Source organism: Rhodobacter sp. Har01, assembly GCF_020564565.1.
In the GTDB taxonomy this organism is placed as follows: domain Bacteria; phylum Pseudomonadota; class Alphaproteobacteria; order Rhodobacterales; family Rhodobacteraceae; genus Pseudogemmobacter.
The window spans coordinates 206,534-225,758 of sequence record NZ_JAJCTD010000002.1; the positions used below are offsets into that span (position 1 = coordinate 206,534).

At 68.2% G+C, this 19,225-nt stretch carries 20 protein-coding genes; 6 read left to right on the forward strand and 14 right to left on the reverse strand.

Annotation, left to right across the window (positions count from 1 at the left end; translation table 11 throughout):
- Positions 1 to 25 precede the first annotated feature (25 nt).
- From LHP98_RS06765 to LHP98_RS06775, 3 genes are all read left to right on the forward strand, one after another.
- A complete protein-coding gene (locus LHP98_RS06765; RefSeq protein WP_227251765.1) occupies positions 26 to 1,501 on the forward strand; it encodes an AMP nucleosidase in 1,476 nt (491 codons plus the stop codon).
- 164 nt (positions 1,502 to 1,665) lie between these two features.
- On the forward strand, positions 1,666 to 1,953 hold the full coding sequence (locus tag LHP98_RS06770; protein WP_227251766.1) for an HU family DNA-binding protein: 288 nt from the start codon (positions 1,666 to 1,668) through the stop codon (positions 1,951 to 1,953).
- A gap of 97 nt (positions 1,954 to 2,050) precedes the next feature.
- Complete coding sequence (locus LHP98_RS06775; RefSeq protein WP_227252072.1) at positions 2,051 to 2,914, forward strand: DMT family transporter; 864 nt, start codon at positions 2,051 to 2,053, stop codon at positions 2,912 to 2,914.
- A 133-nt stretch (positions 2,915 to 3,047) separates the two neighbouring features.
- Here LHP98_RS06775 and LHP98_RS06780 read toward each other — a convergent pair whose 3' ends face one another.
- Together LHP98_RS06780 and LHP98_RS06785 are read right to left on the reverse strand one after the other, a co-directional pair.
- Complete coding sequence (locus LHP98_RS06780; protein WP_227251767.1) at positions 3,048 to 4,070, reverse strand: ACP S-malonyltransferase; 1,023 nt, start codon at positions 4,068 to 4,070, stop codon at positions 3,048 to 3,050.
- A complete protein-coding gene (locus LHP98_RS06785) occupies positions 4,067 to 6,250 on the reverse strand; it encodes a thiamine pyrophosphate-dependent enzyme (RefSeq protein WP_227251768.1) in 2,184 nt (727 codons plus the stop codon). The genes LHP98_RS06780 and LHP98_RS06785 overlap by 4 nt, the downstream gene beginning before the upstream one ends.
- A 187-nt stretch (positions 6,251 to 6,437) precedes the next feature.
- Between LHP98_RS06785 and LHP98_RS06790 the strand changes: the two genes are divergently transcribed.
- Positions 6,438 to 7,313: a LysR substrate-binding domain-containing protein gene (locus LHP98_RS06790; RefSeq protein ID WP_227251769.1), complete on the forward strand. Its 876-nt coding sequence runs from the start codon at positions 6,438 to 6,440 to the stop codon at positions 7,311 to 7,313.
- Here the strand turns inward: LHP98_RS06790 and ureG are convergent.
- The 12 genes from ureG to LHP98_RS06850 form a co-directional block, all read right to left on the reverse strand.
- Positions 7,310 to 7,939 (reverse strand): urease accessory protein UreG, encoded by a 630-nt coding sequence (ureG, locus tag LHP98_RS06795; RefSeq protein WP_227251770.1) that lies wholly within the window; start codon positions 7,937 to 7,939, stop codon positions 7,310 to 7,312. The two genes, LHP98_RS06790 and ureG, sit on opposite strands and share 4 nt — an antisense overlap.
- Complete coding sequence (locus LHP98_RS06800; protein WP_227251771.1) at positions 7,936 to 8,571, reverse strand: urease accessory protein UreF; 636 nt, start codon at positions 8,569 to 8,571, stop codon at positions 7,936 to 7,938. The genes ureG and LHP98_RS06800 overlap by 4 nt, the downstream gene beginning before the upstream one ends.
- On the reverse strand, positions 8,564 to 9,043 hold the full coding sequence (gene ureE / locus LHP98_RS06805) for an urease accessory protein UreE (protein ID WP_227251772.1): 480 nt from the start codon (positions 9,041 to 9,043) through the stop codon (positions 8,564 to 8,566). The genes LHP98_RS06800 and ureE overlap by 8 nt, the downstream gene beginning before the upstream one ends.
- Positions 9,044 to 9,050: 7 nt before the next feature.
- Positions 9,051 to 10,760: an urease subunit alpha gene (gene ureC / locus LHP98_RS06810; RefSeq protein WP_227251773.1), complete on the reverse strand. Its 1,710-nt coding sequence runs from the start codon at positions 10,758 to 10,760 to the stop codon at positions 9,051 to 9,053.
- A 1-nt stretch (position 10,761) separates the two neighbouring features.
- Entirely contained in the window at positions 10,762 to 11,067 is a 306-nt protein-coding gene (locus tag LHP98_RS06815; RefSeq protein WP_227251774.1) for an urease subunit beta, read from the reverse strand.
- The gene (locus LHP98_RS06820) at positions 11,064 to 11,234 is read right to left on the reverse strand and encodes a hypothetical protein (RefSeq protein ID WP_227251775.1); all 171 of its coding nucleotides are present in this window, start codon (positions 11,232 to 11,234) and stop codon (positions 11,064 to 11,066) included. The genes LHP98_RS06815 and LHP98_RS06820 overlap by 4 nt, the downstream gene beginning before the upstream one ends.
- A gap of 10 nt (positions 11,235 to 11,244) precedes the next feature.
- Positions 11,245 to 11,547 (reverse strand): urease subunit gamma, encoded by a 303-nt coding sequence (locus LHP98_RS06825; RefSeq protein ID WP_227251776.1) that lies wholly within the window; start codon positions 11,545 to 11,547, stop codon positions 11,245 to 11,247.
- On the reverse strand, positions 11,544 to 12,377 hold the full coding sequence (locus tag LHP98_RS06830; RefSeq protein WP_227251777.1) for an urease accessory protein UreD: 834 nt from the start codon (positions 12,375 to 12,377) through the stop codon (positions 11,544 to 11,546). The genes LHP98_RS06825 and LHP98_RS06830 overlap by 4 nt, the downstream gene beginning before the upstream one ends.
- A 130-nt stretch (positions 12,378 to 12,507) precedes the next feature.
- Entirely contained in the window at positions 12,508 to 13,239 is a 732-nt protein-coding gene (locus LHP98_RS06835; RefSeq protein WP_227251778.1) for a proteasome-type protease, read from the reverse strand.
- 9 nt (positions 13,240 to 13,248) lie between these two features.
- On the reverse strand, positions 13,249 to 14,052 hold the full coding sequence (locus tag LHP98_RS06840) for a transglutaminase family protein (RefSeq protein WP_227251779.1): 804 nt from the start codon (positions 14,050 to 14,052) through the stop codon (positions 13,249 to 13,251).
- A gap of 5 nt (positions 14,053 to 14,057) precedes the next feature.
- Positions 14,058 to 14,996: an alpha-E domain-containing protein gene (locus tag LHP98_RS06845; protein WP_227252073.1), complete on the reverse strand. Its 939-nt coding sequence runs from the start codon at positions 14,994 to 14,996 to the stop codon at positions 14,058 to 14,060.
- A gap of 2 nt (positions 14,997 to 14,998) precedes the next feature.
- Positions 14,999 to 16,423: a circularly permuted type 2 ATP-grasp protein gene (locus LHP98_RS06850; protein ID WP_227251780.1), complete on the reverse strand. Its 1,425-nt coding sequence runs from the start codon at positions 16,421 to 16,423 to the stop codon at positions 14,999 to 15,001.
- Between the two features lie 231 nt (positions 16,424 to 16,654).
- Here LHP98_RS06850 and LHP98_RS06855 point away from each other — a divergent pair, with 231 nt between their 5' ends.
- Complete coding sequence (locus LHP98_RS06855) at positions 16,655 to 18,379, forward strand: tetratricopeptide repeat protein (RefSeq protein ID WP_227251781.1); 1,725 nt, start codon at positions 16,655 to 16,657, stop codon at positions 18,377 to 18,379.
- Positions 18,369 to 19,193: a 4-(cytidine 5'-diphospho)-2-C-methyl-D-erythritol kinase gene (locus tag LHP98_RS06860; RefSeq protein WP_227251782.1), complete on the forward strand. Its 825-nt coding sequence runs from the start codon at positions 18,369 to 18,371 to the stop codon at positions 19,191 to 19,193. Before LHP98_RS06855 ends, LHP98_RS06860 begins: the two co-directional genes overlap by 11 nt.
- Positions 19,194 to 19,225: the final 32 nt, after the last annotated feature.

Here is a 19,225-nt window from a genome sequence, read left to right on the forward strand (position 1 = left end):
CGCCGGTTCCGGCTTAAATGCCGCGATGGACGACCATTCCGCTTTCCTTCTGCCTAGCCACGCCGTCACCGAAATCTTCACCGAGGCCGAACCCGCCGTGGCCCGGCTGGAACAGCTGTACGCCGAGGCGACCGCGCATCTGTCGCAGCATTTCAACGCCGCCCTGCGCCATGGCCGCCCCGCCAGCCGCATCCGCGCCTGCTACCCCGAGGTGCGCCTGACCGTCACCAGCTTCGACAAGATCGACTCGCGGCTGTCCTTCGGCCACGTCTCGCAGCCCGGCACCTATGCCACCACGATCACCCGGCCGGACCTGTTCCGCCACTACCTGATCCAGCAGCTGGGCCTGCTGATCCAGAACCACGGCGTGCCGCTGACCGTCGGCCCCTCGACCACCCCCATCCCGGTGCATTTCGCGGTGGCCGGCAACCCCGGCGTCTCGGTCCCGCAGGATGGCGTGCTGGATTTCTCGCTGCGCGACGTGTTCGATGTGCCGGACCTTGCCACCACCAACGACGACATCGTCAACGGCACCCTGTCGCACTTTTCCGACGGGTCGATGCCCCTTGCGCCCTTCACCGCGCAACGGGTGGATTACTCGCTTGCCCGGCTGTCGCATTACACCGCCACCGACGCGGACCATTTCCAGAACCACGTCCTGTTCACCAACTACCAGTTCTACGTCGACGAATTCGAAGCCTTCGCCCGTGCGGCCCTGGCCGACCCGGACTCGGGCTACACCGCCTTCGTCGCCACGGGCAATGCCCAGATCACCACGCCCGACGGCGTGCTGGCGCCCTCGGCCAAGACCCCGCAGATGCCGACCTACCACCTGAAACGGGCGAATTCGCAGGGCATCACGCTGGTCAACATCGGCGTCGGCCCCTCCAACGCCAAGACCGCGACCGACCACATCGCCGTGTTGCGTCCGCATGCCTGGCTGATGGTCGGCCACTGCGCCGGCCTGCGCAACACCCAGGCGCTGGGAGACTTCGTCCTTGCCCACGCCTACCTGCGCGAGGACCACGTGCTGGACGACGACCTGCCGGTCTGGGTGCCGATCCCGGCGCTGGCGGAAATCCAGATCGCGCTGGAAGACGCGGTCGAGGAGGTCACCCAGCTGGAAGGGTTCGAGCTGAAGCGCATCATGCGCACCGGCACCGTCGCCACCATCGACAACCGCAACTGGGAGCTGCGCGACCAGTCCGGCCCGGTCCGCCGCCTGTCGCAATCCCGCGCCGTCGCGCTGGACATGGAATCCGCCACCATCGCCGCCAACGGCTTTCGCTTCCGGGTGCCCTATGGCACGCTGCTGTGTGTCAGCGACAAGCCGCTGCACGGAGAACTGAAACTGCCCGGCATGGCCAGCCAGTTCTACCGCACCCAGGTCAGCCGCCACTTGCTGATCGGGGTGCGCGCCATGGAACGCCTGCGCGACATGCCGCTGGAACGCATCCACAGCCGCAAGTTGCGCAGCTTCGAGGAAACCGCCTTCCTCTGACCCCGCGACATACGCGCAATTCAGCCTGTTTCTGGGCCAATCTCCGCAATGAGGGCTTGATTTCGTCCTCGAAAGCGGGCTTTTGGGCTGCGGCCCCAGAGACAGGGGACAGCCCGCGAACCGGCGGGCCCCGAGACATGCGGAACAACAAGGGGAACACAACAATGTCCAAGCCGATGACCAAGACCCAGCTCGTCGCCGCAGTGGCCGAGGCCATGGGATCGGACCGCAAGACCGCTTCCTCGGCGCTGGATGCCGTGGCGGCCGTCGTCGCCAAGGAAGTCGCCTCGGGCGGTGCCGTCGCGCTGCCGGGTCTGGGCAAGGTGGTCTGCAAGGCCCGCCCCGAACGCCAGGTGCGCAACCCCGCCACCGGCGAAACGATGACCAAGCCGGCCGACAAGCAGGTCAAGTTCGCCATCGCCAAGACGCTCAAGGATCTGGCGAACGGCTGACCTGACAGGTTTTCGGACCGGAAATCGATGCGGGCCGCCTTCGGGCGGCCCTTCTTCTTTGCGCGGGGCATAGGGGGCGGGCATGGGGCAGGTGGCGATGGACGGTCGGTCGCTGCTGATGGGCCTTGGCTTCGTCGTGCTCTGGTCCTCGGCCTTTGCCACCGCCCGGATCATCGTCGCCGATGCAGCGCCCCTGCACGCCCTGGCGCTGCGCTTTCTGGTCTCGGGCGGGTTGGCAGTGGCTGTGGCGCTGGCGTTGGGGCAGGGCTGGCGCCTGACCCGGGCGCAGGCGGTCTTGGTGCTGGTCTTCGGGCTGTGCCAAAACGGGCTTTATCTTGGGCTGAACTTCGTCGCCATGCAGTGGGTCCCCGCCTCGGCTGCAGTGATCATTGCGGCCGCCATGCCGCTGCTGGTCGCGGCGCTGGGCTGGGTCTTTCGCGGGCAACAGCTGTCCGGCCTCGCGGTGGCGGGGCTGGTCGCCGGTTTCGCCGGCGTGGCGCTGGCGATGGGCACGCGGCTGCACGGCGGGGTCGATCCCCTCGGGCTGGCGCTTTGCGCGCTGGGGGCGCTGGCGCTGGCCGTGGCCACGCTGACGCTGCGCGGTGCGGCGGCCGGGGGCGACAACCTGCTGATGGTGGTCGGGCTGCAGATGCTGGTCGGCGCGGCGGCGCTTGGCGTGGTGGCCATCGCGGCCGAGCCGTTCCGGTATGAGCCGACCTGGCGGCTGCTTGCGGCGTTCAGTTGGCAGATCGCCGGCCCCGGCCTGGCCGCGACACTGATCTGGTTCGCTCTGGTCGGCCGGATCGGCGCGGTGCGCGCCTCGACGTTCCATTTCCTCAACCCGTTCTTCGGCGTGCTGATCGCGGCGGGTCTCCTTGGCGAAGACATCAGCCGCTGGGATGCGCTTGGCGTCGCAATCACCATGGCCGGCATCCTGGCCGTGCACCTCGCCCGTTCGTAACGGACGCCATCCCGCGGACCGCGATTGTCGCCCGGCACGCCCGGGTGGTGTCAGGACCCACATTCAGAATCCGAAAGCGCCGCCCGGCGAAAGTCAGGGCCGTCTGCTTCCGCATGGCATGCTTCCGGGTCGGTCAGGTGACGCAGCCGCGCTGGTCTGGCAGCCCCATCGAGACAAGGACGGGGGCTGTGGACTGTTGGGTCTGGAAATCGGCCTTGCTGGCCATGCAGCGCCAATGCGCCAGGATCAAGGCCTGCGCCACGGCCCCGCCAAGGGTGTTTCCCGGGCCGGTGACAACGAAAAGGTCCGGCGCGAATTCACGGGCGGCGGTACGGATGGCGGCGGTGAAGTCGTAGGTCTGTGTGACCTGCCAACCCAGCGTATAGTCCCGCAGTTCGGCGATGGGCGCGGTCCCCGGCCACCAGACATGCCCACGTCCGTCGATCAAAGGCAACATCGGCTGCCGGAACAGCGCCAGAGGCAGCCGGGCGCGGCCCTGCGCTGCCACCGGCGCCTGCAAGACCGTGTGAAACGCTGCATGATTGCCCAACCGCATCGGAAAGCGGCTCTGCACAGGCGGAACCTGCGCTTCGAAAGCGCTGAGGCCCGCCTCGTTCCCGGCCAGCACCAAGAGCCCGCCCAGGTCGATCGACAAGGCCAGGGCGTGGTCGGGTCGGGTCGCGATCCTGCTCAGCAGCGCCAGAAGATCTGCCTTTCGGGCCAGGTCGGGCACCCAGTCCTCGGCCATCCAGGGATAGACCAGCTGCCCGCCGATCAGTGCCTTCTGCATCAAGGTGCCCATCGTGTTGGCGACGCGGAACCCGTCCTCGGGCGTGGTCGCCCCGGCGCAGGCCAGCGCCGTGTACCAGCCCATCGAATTGCCGGTGACGGCCACTACCTCTACGCCGTCCAGCGCCAGGAAATCCCCCAGCGACGCCGCAAAGATCAACCCGCTGGCATTGTCGCCCCGGCTGTGCTGCGAAAGCGAGAACTTCGCCGCCCCGTCCAGCGCCGTCAGCGTTTCCTGCCCGGCCTCGGTCCGCAGGGCATCGAACCGGACCAGCAGGGCGGCATCGGGGAAATGCCGGCCCAGATAGCCCAACTCGGCCGCGTTGTAGGTGCCCCGACCGGGGCAGATCACCACGGCGGTCTTCATTTGCACAGCTCCAGCGCGGCGGCGGCGATGCTGTCCTTCGATGGCATCGTGGCCGCATAGGCCGGGCCGGTGGCGATGAAGCTGTCCTCGGCGGTGATCCGGGCCAGGTTCGCGCCGGGCGCGGCTTCGTGAAAATGCGCCATCAACGCCTCGGCCACGCCGCCGGAATGGCGGGTCTCGTCCACCACCAGAATGCGCTCGCAGCCCGAAAGCGCCTTTGTCAGAGCCGCTTTCGGCAGGGGTGATAGCCAGCGCGCATCGACGATCCGTGCCTTGATCCCCGCAGCTTCCAGCGCCGGCAGCGCCTGGTTGGACAGATAGACGCCATTGCCGAAGGTCACGATGGCCAGATCCGTGCCGTCGCCCTGAACCCCCACCTCGCCAAACGGAATCACCTGATCCGGGCCGGGATAGAGCCGCAACCAGCCGCCATCCTTGTCGGCATGCAGGTCGCGCATGGGGTAAAGGGCAATGGGTTCCAGGAACACCACCACCCGCTGCTCCTCGCGCGCCAGCCGCACGCATTCCCGCAGCATCCGGGCCGCGTCGGCGCCGTTCGAAGGCACGGCCAGGATCACCCCCGGAATGTCGCGCAGCACGGCGACCGAGTTGTCGTTGTGGAAATGCCCGCCGAAGCCCTTTTGATACCCCAGCCCCGCAATCCGCAGCACCATCGGATTGGTGAACTGCCCGTTCGAGAAAAACGGCAACGTCGCCGCTTCGCCACGGATCTGGTCCTCGGCATTGTGCAGATAGGCCAGGAACTGAATCTCCGGCATCGGCACGAACCCGTTCTGCGCCATGCCGATGGCGAGGCCCAGGATCGATTGTTCATCCAGCAGCGTGTCGATCATCCGGTCCGGCCCGAACCGCGCGGTCAGCTTCTGCGTCACCCCATAGACGCCGCCCTTGCGGCCGACATCCTCGCCCATCATCACGATTTCGGGGTGCGCCAGCATCAGGTCGGTCAGCGCCCAGTTGATCAGGCGCGACATGATCTGCGGCTCTTCCATCGCCTTCAGGTCCGCCCCGAAGGCGGCCGCCCGCGCCTCGGCCGAAGGGCCATTTGTGCTTTTGCAGAGCCGCTTTGGCGGGATCAGACTTGCCATCACGTCCTTGGCGGTCTTGAGGCGCGGCCGCGTCACCGCTTCTCCCGCTACGCGGGCCACCCGGTCAACCGTCTCTTGATACACCGCCAGCGCCTCGGGGGGCCGCATCACGCCGGCCTCGGCCAAGAGCCGCACAGCATGCAGCAGCGGGTCCTGCGCCTCTTCGGCCTCGACCTCTTCGCGCGACAGATAGGTGGTCGGCACATCCGCCCCGGCATGGCCATACAGGCGGATGGTGCGCAGATGCAGGAAGGCGGGCTTCTTGCGGGTGCGGACATACTCCGCCGCCTCAAGCGCCACGCGGTAGGTGTCGTACAGGTCCAACCCGTCGGCCTGATAGTACTTCAGTCCCGGCCGCGTGGAAAACCCGGCCTCGATCCAGCCCTTCGGTGTCTTGGTCGAAATGCCGATGCCGTTATCCTCACACACGAACAGCAGCGGCAGCGATACCGACTGGTAGCTGGTCCAGCCCGCCGTATTGAACGCCCCCTGTGCGGTAGAGTGGTTCGCGCTGGCATCGCCAAAGCTGCACAGCACCACCGAGGCGTCGGCCAGCAGCGCGTGCTCCGGCCGGTGCCGCCGCGCCGCGCCCACCGCATAGGCCGCCCCCACCGCCTTGGGCAGGTGCGAGGCGATGGTCGAGGTCTGCGGCGGAATCATCAAGGCGCGCGACCCCAGCACCTTGTGCCGCCCGCCCGAGATCGGGTCTTCGCAGGACGAGGCAAACGACAGCAGGATATCCCAGGCCGGGTTCTGCCCCGGCACCTGCCCCGCGCGGGCAATCTGGAACGCCGCATCGCGGTAGTGCAGGAAGGCCATGTCGCCCGGTCGCAAGGCCAGCGCCACCGCCGCCATCCCCTCATGCCCCGAAGAGCCGATGGTATAGAACCCCTGCCCCACCCGCTGCATTGACCGGCTTTGCCGGTCAAGCACCCGCGTCAGGCAACCGGCGCGAAACGCCGCCACCGCCTGCTCGGCGCTCAGCGGCCCGGCCGGCGCCCGGCCCGATGGCAAGTCACCAGCCGCCACACGCCGCAGGAAGTTCTCATGCACGATCTCGCAGCGGTCCATCGCTCAGCCCCCCACGGCCGGCATGACTTGCCAACTCCTCGTCCCGGCAATCCGGCTGGCACGGCAAGATCCGGTGTGGGCTGTCATCGGCAAGGTCCAAGCGTTCGTGTGCCTATTTCGCCAGACTATCTGGAATTTCCTGGAACAATGAGCGAATTCTGCGTCATTATGTTGGAGGAAAACTCACATGATCGCGCCGCGCCGCTTCCTCCCCTCAATCGCTTCGCTGCAGGCGCTTGAGGCGGTGGAACGCCTTGGCACCGCCACTGCTGCCGCGCAGGAACTGTCGCTGACGCATTCCGCCGTCAGCCGCCAGCTCAGGTCGCTGGAAGATCAGATCGGTGTCACCCTGTTCCGGCGCGAAGGCAAGGGTCTGGCGCTGACGCCCGCCGGCGCCGACTACGCCCAGTCGGTGCGCGGCTGCCTGAACGACCTGGCCCGCGCCAGCCTCAAGATCCGCGCCAGCGGGTCGCGCAGCACCCTGAACCTGGGCATCCTGCCCGCCTTCGGCATTCACTGGCTCAGCCCGCGTCTGCGGGCCTTCGCCGATGCGCACCCCGAGATCACGGTGAACCTGTCCACCCGCCTTTCGCCCTTCGACTTCAGCCGCGACAAGCTGGATGCCGCCATCCACTTCGGCGCCCGCAACTGGCAGGGGGTCGATTTCCTGGAACTGGCGGGCGAGCGTGTGATCCCGGCCTGCGCGCCAATGCTGGTGCCGAACGGCCCCGTCACCCCGCAAGACCTGCTGACGCTGCCGCTATTGCACCTGGAAAGCCGCCCCGGCGCCTGGGAGGAATGGTTCGACCGCGCCGGCAGCCCCGCCGCCCGCCTGCGCGGCATGCTGTTCGACCAGTTCGCCCAGATGGCCGAGGCCGCGGCACTGGGCTTCGGCGTCGCGCTGCTGCCCGACTTCCTGGCCGAGGCCGAATTCCGCCGCGGCCGTCTGGTGCCGGCCTACCCCAACTATTCCCCTGCCGAGGGCACCTATTTCCTGGTCTGGCCCCACCTGCGCGACCCCGCCCGCCCGTTGCAGACCCTGATCCGCTGGTTGCAGGCCTAAGCCTGGTCCCGCAGGGTCAGCCCGCCCATCTGCACCAGGTGCCCCACGATCTCGGGCACCCCCTGCCCGCGCCGCAGGTTCGCCAGAACATAGGGCCGGCTGCCCCTTGCGGCCCGGGTGTCGCTTTCCAGCAGCGCGAGGTCCACCCCCACATGCGGCGCCAGGTCGGTCTTGTTCACCACCAGCAGGTCGGACCGCACCAGCCCCGGCCCCTTCTTGCGCGGAATGTCCTGCCCCGCCGCGGTGTCGATCACATAGACCGTCAGGTCCGCCAGTTCGGGGCTGAAGGTCGCCGCCAGATTGTCGCCGCCGCTTTCGATCAGGATCAGGTCCAGGTCGGGGTGCGTGCGGCACAGGTCGGCCACGGCGGCCAGGTTGATGCTGGCATCCTCGCGGATCGCGGTATGCGGGCAGCCCCCCGTTTCCACCCCGCGGATGCGGTCCAGCGGCAGGACCTGCGCCCGCATCAGGTATTCGGCATCCTCGCGGGTGTAGATGTCGTTGGTGATGACGGCCATCGAGCACCGCGGCCCCAGCGCCCGCGCCAGCTGTTCCGTCAGCGTGGTCTTGCCGGCACCCACCGGGCCGCCGATGCCCACCCGCAAGGGGCCGTTGGGGGATGTCATGTGCGGAAGATCCTCGTCTCCATCGTCTCGTGCGCCATCGCCGCCAGATCGGCGCCGGGGGCAAAGGCCCAAAGTTCGTCTTCCCCCGCACCCACCGCCGCCCGGGCCACCTCGGAGATCAGCGGCGCCAGCCGGGCCAGCACCCGCTGCCCCTGGGTCTGGCCCAAGGGCAGGAACCGCACGGCCACCGAAACCAGTTGCGCCGCCACCCCCTGCAGGAACAGCGCCAGCACCTCGGCTTCCGGCAAGGGCAGGTCGCGGGTCGCCTCGGCGACGGCCAGCGGATAGGGCAGCGGGGCCATTTCCGGCCTTGTCAGAGCCTGAAATGCCCGCCCCAGCTCGGCCGCCTCGAGCGCCCGCTCTGCCGAAGGCAGGTAGGCGTCGAACAGGTCCGACAGGGCGTCCAGATCAGCCCCCGGGCGCCGAGCCATCGACAGGAAGACCGCATCCACCCGCGCCGAACCCAGCGTCAGCACAGCCTCGATCCAGTCCCGCAGGTCGTCGGAATTGCCGACCTGTCCGGACGAGATCGCCCATTCCAGCCCCTGCGAATGCGCGAAGGCGCCGATGGGAAAGGCCGGCGACAGCATCTGCGCCAGCCGCAGCCGCGCGACGATTTCGTCTCTATACATGCGGAAAACCATGCGGCCCGTGGTCGTGCCCCAGCGTCCGGCCGTGCCCGTAGGCCCCGCCCTCTGGCCGGAACGGAGCGATCACATGCACCAGCTGCGCCCCCAGTTGCAGCAGCATCGCCTCCAGCACATGGTCCTGCCGGATCACCAGATGGTCCCCCGCCACCTGGCAGGGCGTATGCCGGTTGCCGATGTGCCAGGCCAGCCGCGCCAGCGCCGTGCCGCGCACCTGCACCACCGGCTCATCCGCCGCCGCCACCTCGATCCGCTGGCCGTCGTCGGTCTCCAGCGCGTCCCCGGCCTCAAGGCTGGTGGTGGCGGCCAGGTCCACCAGCACGCCCCGGCCATCATCGCAGACCAACCGCTTGCGGCGCAGGAAGCGCTCATCATAGCTCAGTGTCACGCGGCCCGCGACGGGGCCCGACCATTCTCCGGCGCGCAGCACCTTGCGGGCGGGAAGCGGGAATCCCATCGCGGCCTCAGAACAGGAAATAGCGTTGCGCCAGCGGCAGTTCGCTGGCCGGCGCGCAGGTCAGCAACTCGCCATCCGCGCGCACCTCGTAGGTCTCGGGATGCACCTCGATCTGCGGCATGGCGCTGTTCAGCACCATGTCGGCCTTGCCGATGCCGCGCGTGCCCGCCACCGCCACCGTCTCCTTCGCCAGCCCCAGCGCGCCGCGAAGCCCCTCGGCCTGCGCCGCCTGCGACACGAACAGCACCGCCCCGCGCTCGACCGACCGGCCAAAGGCCCCGAACATGGGCCGCGAATACACCGGCTGCGGCGTGGGGATCGAGGCATTCGTGTCCCCCATCTGCGCCATCGCGATGGTCCCGCCGACCAGCACCATCTCGGGCTTGGCGCCGAAAAAGGCCGGCGACCACAGCACCAGATCGGCCCGCTTGCCCACCGCGACGCTGCCGATCTCGGCCGCCATCCCCTGCGCGATCGCCGGGTTGATCGTGTATTTCGCCAAATAGCGGCGGGCGCGGAGGTTGTCGTTGTCCCCCGTCTCCTCGGCCAGCCGCCCGCGCTGCTGCTTCATCTTGTGCGCGGTCTGCCAGGTGCGGGTGATCACCTCGCCCACCCGGCCCATGGCCTGACTGTCCGACGAGATGATGCTGAACGCCCCCATGTCGTGCAGGATATCCTCGGCCGCGATGGTTTCGCGCCGGATGCGGCTTTCGGCAAAGGACACGTCTTCCGGCACCCGCCGGTCCAGGTGATGGCAGACCATCAGCATGTCGAGATGCTCTTCGATGGTGTTCACCGTGTAGGGCATTGTCGGGTTGGTCGAAGACGGAATCACGTTCGGCGCCGAAACCACCTTGATGATGTCGGGCGCATGGCCGCCGCCCGCGCCTTCGGTGTGGAAGGCATGGATCGTGCGGCCCTTGATCGCCGCCAAGGTGTTCTCGACGAAGCCGGACTCATTCAGCGTGTCGGTGTGGATCATCACCTGCACGTCCATCTCGTCGGCCACCGACAGGCAGCAGTCGATGGCGGCGGGCGTGGTCCCCCAGTCCTCATGCAGCTTCAGCGCGCAGGCCCCGCCGCGCACCATTTCCACCAGCGCCTCGGGCTGGCTGGCATTGCCCTTGCCCGACAGGCCGAAGTTGATCGGGAAGGCATCCAGCGCCTGCAGCATCCGGCCCAGATGCCAGGGGCCGGGGGTGCAGGTGGTGGCCAGGGTGCCATGCGCCGGGCCGGTGCCTCCGCCCAGCATGGTGGTGATGCCGGAATGCAGCGCATCCTCGATCTGCCCCGGCGCGATGAAGTGGATATGCGCGTCCATGCCGCCGGCGGTGACGATGCGCCCCTCGCCCGCGATGATCTCGGTCCCCGGCCCGATGATGATCGTCACGCCCGGCTGGGTGTCCGGGTTCCCGGCCTTGCCGATCCCGGCGATGCGGCCGTCGCGCAACCCGATGTCGGCCTTGAAGATGCCGCTGTGGTCCAGCACCAGCGCATTGGTGATGACCGTGTCCATCGCTCCGCCGGCGCGGGAGACCTGGCTTTGCCCCATCCCGTCACGGATGACCTTGCCGCCGCCGAACTTCACCTCCTCGCCATAGGTGGTGAAGTCGCGCTCGACTTCGATGATCAGATCGGTGTCGCCCAGCCGCACGCGGTCCCCCGTGGTGGGGCCGAACATCAGCGCATAGTCGGCGCGGGAAATCCGTGCAGGCATCTCAAAGCTCTCCCATCACCTGCGCGTTGAAGCCGAACACCCGCCGCGCGCCGGCCAAAGGCACCAGCCGCACCTCGCGGGTCTGGCCCGGTTCGAAGCGGACGGCGGTGCCGGCTGGGATATCCAGCCGCTGGCCGCGCGCCGCCACCCGGTCAAAGGCCAGCCCGGGGTTGGTCTCGGCAAAGTGGTAGTGGCTGCCCACCTGCACCGGCCGGTCGCCGGTGTTCGCCACCATCAGCACCGTCACCGGTGCGCCATCGTTCAGCACGATCTCGCCGGGGGCCGCGAAGACCTCGCCGGGGATCATCGCCGCACCCAGCGGCGCAGCAGCCAGACCGCGCCAACCGCAGCGGCGACCATCGCCAGATGGTCCGGCTCGGTCAGCAGGTGGAACCAGCCGGCGCCGGAGTGGTCGCCCGTATGGGCGAAGGCGGCACCGGGCAGCAGCAGGGCGGGCAGGAGGATGCGGGTCATGGGCGGCCTTTCAACGGATCGGATGGTGAACGGTGACAAGCTTGGTGCCGTCGGGAAAGGTCGCCTCGACCTGGACCGAGTGGATCATCTCGGGCACGCCTTCCATGCACTGCGCGGCGGTGATGACATGCGCCCCCGCCTGCATCAGGTCGGCGACCGACCGGCCATCGCGGGCGCCCTCGACCACGTAATCGGTGATCAGGGCGATCGCCTCGGGGTGGTTCAGCCGCACCCCCCGCGCCAGCCGGGCGCGGGCCACCATCGCGGCCAGGCTGACCAGCAGCTTCTCCTTCTCGCGCGGCGTCAGGTTCATGCGGTCATCCCTTGCATCGCCCAGGTGCGGGGCAGCGGCGCCCCGGTCAGCCGGGCGACCACGCGCCCCAGCCACAATTTCAACGGCCAGCCGTCGCGCGCCATCGCCCGGGCCAGGCAGCGCCCGTTCCAGCCGGTGACGGCGGCCTGCACGCCATCAGGCACCGCCACCTCGCGCAGACCCGGCACTGCCGCCTCGGCCCCCGCGCCGCAAAACGCCACCACCGCAAAGGCCACGTTCGGCCCCAGCCCCGCCGGGCGACCCGCGGCCGCCAGAATCCCCTCATCCAGCCGCTGCGCCTCGGCCCACAGGGGCCGCCCCGCCAGCGTCACCCGCCGACGGTCGCTTAGCCGCGCGCGCTGGGGCGCCTCGCCCATTGCCCGGCGCCCCAGCACCACGCTTTCCGTCAGCACGACCGAAGCCCCCAGCGCCAGATCGACCACCGTCTCGCGGTCCAGATGACTGCCCTCGAACAGAATCGTCTCTTGCGGCAACCAGCACAGCCGCCCCCCGGCCCCGACCGACGCCGTAAGCTCAACCCGCGCCGCGCCGTCACGCGCCAGATAGGCCCGCTCGGCCGTCTGCGTTGTCGCGGTGGCCGTCACGCCTGCGCCAAGGTCGACCGCATAGCCCAACCGGTCGCCCGAGGTCAGCCCGCCCGAGGTGTTGAGGAACACCGCCTCGGGCGCCCCCGCCCCCTGCGGCAACAGCACCTTGGCCGAGCTGGACTGCGCCAGATCGGCCAGCGCCGCCCGCCCGTCGCGCAAGGCAAACTCCACGCGGGCGACGCCGCGCGATCGTTCCAGGGCAAGGACGGGATGATGAATCATGGGGCAAGCCTGCCCCGGGAACCCTGCAACGACAGCGCCTCTGGCGTCCTCAAGGCCCGGTTGCCGCGAAAGCAGGCGCCCCAGGCCCAATCCTCACGCATCCTGCCCGAAAACCGGGCATCGCGAAAACCTAGAAGGTAATGTCCGGCAGGCTGTCGAAGGCGCGCTTCAGCGCCTCGCCCCACCCCAGCGAGATGGTCTGGAAATAGGCGTCGTCGGCCTTCACCCGCCGCTCCATGCCACGCTTCAGGCTGTCGCGTTCGTAGATGTGCAGGTCCAGCGGCAGGCCCACCGAAAGGTTGGCCTTGATGGTCGAATCGAAACTGACCAGCAAGAGCTTAACCGCCGCCTCAAAGCTCATGTCCGGGTCAAAGGCCCGCACCAGGATCGGCCGGCCATACTTGGTTTCGCCGATCTGCAGGAAGGGCGTGTCGTCGCCCGCCTCGATGAAGTTGCCTTCGGGATAGATCAGGAACAGCCGCGGCTCTGATCCCTTGACCTGCCCGCCCAGGATGATGGTGGCGTTGAAGGCGGATTCGCCCTTCATGCCGCCCCCGGTGCGTTCCGCAATCACGTCGACCAGCAGCTGCCCGACATGCCGGGCGACCTGGTACATCGACGGCAGGCCCAGAATCGAAGGCGCACGGTCGCCCGGCGCCTTCATCCGCTCGTCGATGGTGGAAATCACCGCCTGCGTGGTGGCCAGGTTGCCGGCCGTCATCAGCGTCACCACGGTGTCGCCGTCATCGGTCCAGGTGAACATCTTGCGGAAGGTCGAGATGTTGTCGACGCCGGCATTGGTCCTTGTGTCCGACATGAACACCAGGCCCCGGTTCATCTTCAGGCCCACGCAATAGGTCATCGCCCGCCCTTACTGCTGCATCTGCTGCACCTCGACCGCGACCGACAGCCGTTCGTCGGCGCGCCCGAAACGGGTGCCAGTTACAGGCGCAGCCTCGCTGTAGTCCAGCCCGGTTGCAATGCGAACATAGCGGGCATCGGGGCAGATGTTGTGCGTGGGGTCGAAGGCCACCCAGCCCAGTTCTGGCAGATGCGCCTCGGCCCAGGCGTGGGTGGCATCCTGCGCCACCCGGTCGTCCATCATCAGATAGCCCGAGACATAGCGCGCCGGCAGACCCAGCAGCCGCGCCACCGTCACGAAGACATGCGCCAGGTCCTGGCAGACGCCATGGCCCGCGGCCAGGGTGTCCTCGGCGGTCCAGCCGACATGGCTGACGCCGGTCTCGTAGGCCAGGCTTTCGTGCACCGCCGCCATCAGGGCATGACACCGCTCAAGCGGCGGGCCGGGCGGCACCTGCGCGGCCATCTTCCGGCAACCGGTGCCGGGCCGGGTCAGCGGTGTGGCCCGCAGGAACATCCACAGCGGCATGAAGCCGGCCTCGGCGCCGATCACGCCCGCGGTATCGCGGCTTTCCACCTCGCCCTCGATCACCAGGCTGATCCGGCGGGTGCCGGACTCAAAGCTGATCAGGTCCACCCGGTTGCCGTGCGCGTCGTCGAACGACAGCTCCTTGCGGCCCCCGGTCACCCGCGTTTCCCAGGCCAGCACCTCTTGCGTCGGCCCGTCCTTCGGCGTCAGCCGAACCTGTTGCAGCGCATAGGGCACCGGCGCGTCATAGTCGTAGGTCGTGGTATGGGTGATCCGCAGGCGCATCCGGTCTACTCCGAGAACCGGAAGTCGATCTCGCATTGCCGGCCGACGGCAAAGATCTCGCGCAGGAAATCCTGGATGTACTCATGCAGGCCGGCGTCAAAGATCGTCTGGATCGGCCGCGACAGGCGCTTCTCGATCAGCGCCTCGGTCAGTTCCAGCGTCTGCGACCGCGCGCCGTAGTCAACCGCCAGATAGCGCAGGTTGTCGGCGATCTTGTCCACACAGAAGGCCAGGCTGCGCGGCATCCGCCGGTCCAGGATCAGGAACTGCGCTATTTCCAAGGGCCGCACCGTCTGGCCGTGGGTCATGCGGAACCCGCCCTCGGCGCTGACCGACCGCAGCAGCGATTCCCACTGCACGTTGTCCAGCGAAGACCCCACCGACAGGGCCGAGGGCAGCAGGACGTAATATTTCACGTCCAAGAGCCGCGCCGTGTTGTCGGCGCGTTCGACGAAACTGCCGATGCGGGCAAAGTTGTAGATCTCATTGCGCAGCATGGTGCCGGCCATGGCGCCGCGCACATGCGCGCTGCGCTGGCGGATGCCGGTCAGCACCTGCGGCAGGTCGCGTTCCGGCACCCGGCGGGCCAGCGCTTCCTTCAACTGCATCCAGCTTTCGTTGACGCTTTCCCAGACCTCGCGCGTCAGCGCGGTGCGGACCAGCCGCGCGTTGTTGCGCGCCGCTTCCACCACCGACAGCACCGACGACGGGTTGTCGCGGTCGCGCAGCATCCAGTCGATGGCGGCTTCCTTGGTCACCGTGGGATACTTGGCGCCATAGCTGTTCAGGCTGGCCGCCGTCATCAGCACGCTTTGCCATTCGTCGTCCGACCGGCTGCGCGTCAGCGCGATGCGCTGCCCGGCCTCGACCAGCCGCGCGGTGTTCTCGCTGCGCTCAAGGTAGCGGAACATCCAGTACAGCCCGCCCGCCGTCTTGCCCAGCATGGTCATTCGTCCAGCACCCAGGTGTCCTTGGTGCCCCCGCCCTGCGACGAGTTCACCACCAGAGACCCCTTCTTCAGCGCCACCCGGGTCAGCCCCCCTGGCGTGATCGTCACCCCTTCGGGCGACACCAGAACATAGGGCCGCAAGTCCACATGCCGCGGCGCCAGCCCGGCGTTGGTAAAGATCGGCACCGTCGACAGCGCCAGCGTCGGCTGGGCGATATAGTTCGCGGGCTTCGCCTCCAGCTTGGTGCGGAACTCGGCGATCTCGCGCTTGCTGGCCGTCGGCCCCACCAGCATCCCGTAGCCGCCAGAGCCATGCACCTCCTTGACCACTAGGTCGCAAAGGTTGTCGCAGACATATTTCAGCGACTCGGGGTCGTTGCAGCGCCAGGTCGGCACGTTCTGCAGCAGCGCCTTTTCGCCGGTGTAGAATTCCACGATTTCCGGCATGTAGCTGTAAATCGCCTTGTCGTCGGCGATCCCGGTGCCGGGGGCGTTGGCGATGGTGATCCCGCCCCCGCGGTAGACGTCAAAGATGCCCGGCACGCCCAAGGCGCTGTCGGCGCGGAAATTCAGCGGGTCCAGGTAATCGTCGTCCACCCGGCGATACAGCACATCGATCGGCCGATAGCCTTGGGTCGTCCGCATCGCCACCTTGCCATCCACCACCCGCAGGTCGTGGCCTTCCACCAGCTCGACCCCCATCTTGTCGGCCAGGAAGCTGTGCTCGTAATAGGCGCTGTTGAACAGCCCCGGCGTCAGCACCGCCACCACCGGCTCATCCGCCGCACAGGCCGGCGCGCAGGCCGCAAGGCTGCGGCGCAGCGCCTGCGGATAGTTCGACACCGGCTGCACGCGGTTCTTGGCGAACAGTTCGGGGAACATCTGCAGCATGGTCTCGCGGTTTTCCAGCATGTAGCTGACCCCGCTGGGCGTCCGGGCGTTGTCTTCCAGCACAAAGAATTCGTCTTCGCCGGTGCGCACGATGTCGATGCCGACGATGTGGGTGTAGACGCCCCCCGGCGGCGCTACGCCCATCATCTGCGGCAGAAAGACCGCGTTCTTGGCGATCATCTCGACCGGAATCCGCCCGGCCCGCAGGATTTCCTGCCGGTGATAGATGTCGTGCAGAAAGGCGTTCAGCGCCCGCACCCGCTGCTCGATCCCGCGGCTCAGCCGGCTCCATTCGCGGCCCGATATGATGCGCGGGATGATGTCAAAGGGGATCAGCCGCTCGGCCGCCTCGGCCCGGCCATAAACGTTGAAGGTGATGCCGGTCAGGCGAAAGATCTCCTCCGCCTCGCGCTGCTTTTTCCGCAGCCGGGCGGCGTCCTCATCCTTCAGCCAACCATCGAAGGCGGCATAAGGCGGGCGCAGCGCACCGTCGTGCCCATGCATCTCGTCAAAGATCGCAGTCTCGCTCATGGCCTGATCTTGAGCCTTCGCCTTGCCGGCTGGCAAGGCCGGCCTGCACGTTTTCCAGCCTATGCCCTCGCGATTGCCCATTTCTTGGGCGCTGCCAGGTGACGGAGGGCGCGGCCGGCTGCATCACGAAGATTTCAGCGCCGTGGCGAAGGGCGTCGGCGGCCCGCATTGCCTGTGGACGCCGGGGCCGCTAGCTTGTCGGCCAAGGCTGCCCCGAGGAGAAGCCCGCCGATGCCCCGCCTGTTGCTGACTGCCGCCCTGACCGCCCTGTCGCTGGGCCTTTCCGCGCCCGCCGTGCTGGCCGAGGCGGCCGATGATGACGGCGATCCCGGTGCCTATCTTGCCGCCCGCAATGCCGAGGCCAACGGAGATTTCCGTGCGGCCGCCGCTTGGTATGCCCGCGCCGCGCTGGCCGATCCGTCGAACCTTCGCATCCTGGAAGGCTCGATGTTCGCCAACCTCAGCCTCGGCAAGGTGGATCTTGCGGCCCAGGTCGCCGCCAGACTGCAAGCCGGCGGCGTGGAAAGCGCCGTGGCCGCCATGGCGCTGGTCGCGGACGAAGCGCTGCGGGAAGACTACACCGCCCTTGTCGCCGCCGGCGAAAATGGCCGCAGCGTCGGCCCGCTGCTTGACGAACTTGCGCTGGCCTGGGCCAAGCTGGGCGAAGGCCGCATGTCCGACGCGCTGGCCGATTTCGACAAGGTCGCCGCCACCAAGGGGTTCGAGGCCTTCGGCTATTATCACAAGGCCCTGGCCCTGGCGCAGGCGGGCGATTTCGAAGGCGCTGACGCGATCCTCTCTGGCAAGGTGGCCGGGCCGATCAACCTAAACCGCCGCGGCATCCTGGCCCATGTGCAGATTCTCAGCCAACTGGAGCGCAATCCGGAAGCTCTGGCGTTGATCGACCAGGCCTTCGGAACCGAGCCGGAACCCTACCTCGACAGCATCCGCGCCAGGCTGAAGGCTGGCGAGCCGCTGGCCTTCGACACCGCCCGCACTGCCCGAGACGGCATTGCCGAAGTGTTCTTCTCGGTCGCCACCGTGCTGAATTCGGAAAGCGATCCGATCTACACGCTGCTGCATGCCCGTATTGCCACCATCCTGCGCCCAGACCACGCCGAGGCGCTTCTGCTGACCGCGGCGATGCTGGAAAACACTGAGCAATACGATCTGGCGGTGGAGACCTACGCCACTTTCGCGCCCGACAACCCCAACTATTACAGCGCCGAGATCGGCCGCGCGGACGCACTTCATGCCGCTGGCAAGAAGGATGCCGCCATCGAGGCGCTTCAGGTGCTGGCGCGCAGCCATGGCCAGATCGTGCTGGTACAAAGTGCGCTGGGCGACATGCTTCGCCGCGAGGAGCGCTGGGCCGAGGCCATACCGGCCTATGACGCCGCCATCGCGCTTCTGCCCGAGGTGCGGACAGAGCACTGGCCGCTGTTCTTCAGCCGCGCCGTCTGCGAGGACAGCCTCAAGAACTGGGACAAGGCCGAGGCCGATTTCCGCAAGGCGCTGGAACTGAACCCGAACCAGCCGCAGGTGCTGAACTACCTTGGCTACAGCTTTGTCGACCGCGGCGTGAACCTGGACGAGGCGCTGTCGATGATCGAACGCGCGGTCAAGGCCGAACCGGAGTCGGGCTACATCATCGACAGCCTGGCCTGGGTCTATTTCCGCCTGGGCCGCTATGCCGATGCGCTGGCGCCGATGGAGAAAGCCTCGCTGCTGGAGCCGGTCGATCCCATCGTCACCGACCACCTGGGCGATGTCTACTGGGCGGTGGGGCGCCAGCGCGAGGCCGAATTCCAGTGGCGCCGCGCGCTGTCGTTCGGGCCGCAGGAAAAGGACGCCATCCGCATTCGCCGCAAGCTTGAGGTCGGCCTTGATGCGGTGCTGGCCGAGGAAGGCGCCAAGCCCCTGGAAGAGGTCGAAGCCGCCGCAAATGGCAACTGAGACCGAATTCGCCCCGGCCAAGGTCAACCTCACGCTGCACGTCACCGGGCGGCGCGACGATGGCTATCACCTGCTGGACAGCCTTGTCGTGTTTGCAGGTGTGGGTGACCACGTCAGCGTCTCGCCCGGCGAGGGGTTCGTGGTCACCGGGCCGCAAGCCGCCGCGCTGCCCGCTTCGGATGACAACCTGTGCCTGCGGGCCGCCCGTGCCATGGGCGGGGGCGTCGCGGTCACGCTGGAAAAGGTGCTGCCCGTCGCCTCGGGCATCGGCGGCGGCTCGGCCGACGCCGCAGCGACGCTGCGCGCGCTGGCCCGGATGGGCCGGCCGCTGCCCGATGCGGAAGCGGTGGTGAACATGGGGGCAGACGTGCCGGTCTGCCTGGCCGGCCGGGCCGTGCGGATGACCGGCGTGGGTGAGGGATTGATGCGCGTCCCAGTCCCCGCCGCCTGGCTGGTTCTGGTCAACCCCGGTGTCGCCGTCTCGACCCCGGCAGTGTTTCGCGCCCTGACCCGCCGCGACAACCCGGCAATGCCGACCCCCCTGCCGCCGTTGCCCGACGCGCAATCCCTTGCGGCTTTCCTTTCCACCCAGCGCAACGACCTGGAAGAGCCGGCCATCGCGCTTGCCCCGGTCATCGCCAGGGTCAAGGTCGCGCTCGCCGCGCAAGCCGGTTGCCTGGTCGCCCGCATGTCCGGCTCGGGCGCCACCTGCTTCGGCCTTTTCGCCACCGAAGCCCCGGCGCGGTCCGCTGCCCTGGCGATCCAGGCCGCCCAGCCCGACTGGTGGGTCGCGCCCGCCCCGATGCTGGGCTAGAAACCGACAGCGACCTTCCAGGGATGCCGGCA